Here is a 2,565-nt window from a genome sequence, read left to right on the forward strand (position 1 = left end):
ATCAGCATTATTTAAATCAAGTTGCCATGTCACTGAATACTCGTCCTAGAAAAGCGTTAGATTGGCTTACACCATTAGAGAAATTTGCTCAGCTTGTTGATTATCATAAGACTTTTCAAACTGTCGCACCTCATGTTTGAATTCGCCCTAATATAAAAGCTTATTTTCAATAAAAAACACATCATAATACCCCCTTGCCTTTTAACCACAAAAATATTGAAGTTATTATTTAGAAGCAATTAATAGAAAAATAAACAAATCTTTTTTAAACAAGCTACTAATAAAAATATCTCCATCGAAAATAAAGTATAAAAATTCAAAAACCATTTAATAAAGTATCAATAGAGTTAAAATACATATAGCTTACTTTTAATTTTAAAGAGGAATACAAGAAATAATTTCTTGTATTCCTGTTATAAGATTGGGAGAACCAAGTTGATAATTTCACCCATTTCTTTGGATCTATTAATTTAAGTTTCGACTTTACTTATTTGAGCTTAGCCATTTGGTCGAGTCACAATCGGGAAAATTGAATCTGGACGTTTAAACATTGCAAAGAATTTTCCAATTTTCAGTGGATTACCTTTGACTTTACTGTCTTTAGAAAGCAGGACTTTTACCCCTTCTATTTGACCTGTAATCATTTTTAGATATAAGGGCTTGGTTAAGGTTAATGTAGGGCAATCCAATGCCAAATCTTTACTTTCATCATAACGCTTAAACTGCATGACTGAGTTTTCAACCCATAATGAAAAATGCTCTTTGGTATCCGACAAAACCAGATTGATACACTGGTTTTCATTTTTTAAATTTTCCACATCTAAATTTGTCGCCATAGCTTCAAGAAATCTTTCAGTTGGTGTATGAATCAATAAATCACTCGGATCAGAAGTATTTTGTAGGGGTACATTATTTTGTAGCTCTTGAGCGCCCACCAAAAAGAAATTACGCCAAGTTGAAGCCTCAGCAGCATAGCCCAATTGACGATAAGTATTCGCCAATAAGTCTTTTGCTTGTTGGTTTTGAGGGTTATTCAACACAATATGTTTTAAAATCTCGGCAGCCCATCTATAGTCAGCTTGAGCGTAGGCATCCCGCGCATTTTTCAATGCATTGTTCTCCCCACCTGCTAACTCAATATATTTTTTTGCAACAGCTTTAGGGGGTAATGGATCTAAATTGGAAGGATGGGCATCGAACCATCCCATATAATATTGGTATACTGCTTTTACATTATGTTTTAGGGTTCCATAATAGCCATGAGCATATAGTTTTTGATCAAGTGCCGCTGGAAGCTTAATTTTTTCGGCAATTTCAGCGCCATTAAAACCAGAGTTCATATATCTCACCGTCTGATCATGCGTGAACTTATAAACATCTCGCTGGGTTTTAATAAAATCTTGAATATTGTCATTGCCCCAGACAGGCCAATGATGCTGTGCAATCAATACATCGGATGCTTTGGCATGCTGCATTGCTTGGTCTAGATAGCCCACCCATTTTAAGGCATCACGGACTTTAGCACCCCGAAGGGTATAAAGATTATGCATGGTATGAGATAGAATTTCTGCGCCGTTATAAAGTTTCAATGATGGGATAGAGAACGTTAATTCTGCTGGTGCTTCTGAACCCGGCACGTTATAAAACACAAAATCCAAGCCATCAACCGTCATTTTCTGTTCTGGTTGAGTGATCAGTTGTGTAGGCTCAAGGATGCCCATTTTTCCCACAGCAACAGCCTTACCTAAACCTGTATCCACCAATCCTTCCGCATTTTTAGGTAGAAAAGTTCCATACATATAAGTCGCACGACGTATCATGGCTGAACCTGCCATCACATTTTCACTGGTCGCTTCTTCCATAAAGCCTTTTGGCGCAATAATTGGAGTTTTTCTAGCGTTAATTTCTTCGCTAGAAAGAACGCCTAATGCACCACCAAAATGATCGATATGGCTATGGGTAAAGATAATGGCTGAAATTTTTTGCTCACCTAAATGCTGTCTAGCAAATTTAAGTGCTGCTTCAGCCGTTTCTTTAGAGGTTAATGTATCCACAATAATCCAGCCAGTATCACCCTGAATGATGGTCATATTTGCCAAATCAAAACCACGAATTTGCCAAACTCGATCTGTTACTTTAAATAGCCCAACATTGTTGTTTAATTTTGCTTGTCGCCATAGAGTGGGATTAACGGTATTTGGTGCTTGATCTTGTAAAAAACTAAATGCATCAAAATCCCAGATAACATTGCCTTTCTCACTTTTAATTTGACCTGTTGGCTTGGCAATAAAGCCCTTTTGAGCCTGATTAAACTCAGTCATATCCTCTAAGTTATACTTCGCCTTATATGTATTATTTGATTCAATGACCGCTTTTTCTACTACAGTATTTGCTGCAAAAACAGAAAATGGCAGAATAAGCATCAATGAAACTGTTAAAAACTTAATTTTCATCTTCTTTCCTTTTTTTAAATAGAGGTGGTCCCACATGTTTGAACAACTAAAAGCTTATTTATAAGTGATACTCTGCTCTAGTTAAGCTACCTTATTTTGTTGTGGTAGCTGG

General features: G+C 36.2%; 1 protein-coding gene and 1 pseudogene. One reads left to right on the top strand and one right to left on the bottom strand.

All coding sequences use genetic code 11. The annotated features are described in order from the left end of the window. Positions 1-140 (top strand): annotated as a pseudogene (locus tag PV763_RS17280) (IS30 family transposase); the annotation flags it as partial. Positions 141-497: 357 nt separating this feature from the next. Here the strand turns inward: PV763_RS17280 and PV763_RS17285 are convergent. Further along, positions 498-2,453: an alkyl/aryl-sulfatase gene (locus tag PV763_RS17285; RefSeq protein ID WP_000693745.1), complete on the bottom strand. Its 1,956-nt coding sequence runs from the start codon at positions 2,451-2,453 to the stop codon at positions 498-500. Positions 2,454-2,565: the final 112 nt, after the last annotated feature.

Source organism: Acinetobacter sp. AS5 (assembly GCF_048957595.1).
Classification (GTDB): Bacteria; Pseudomonadota; Gammaproteobacteria; order Pseudomonadales; family Moraxellaceae; genus Acinetobacter.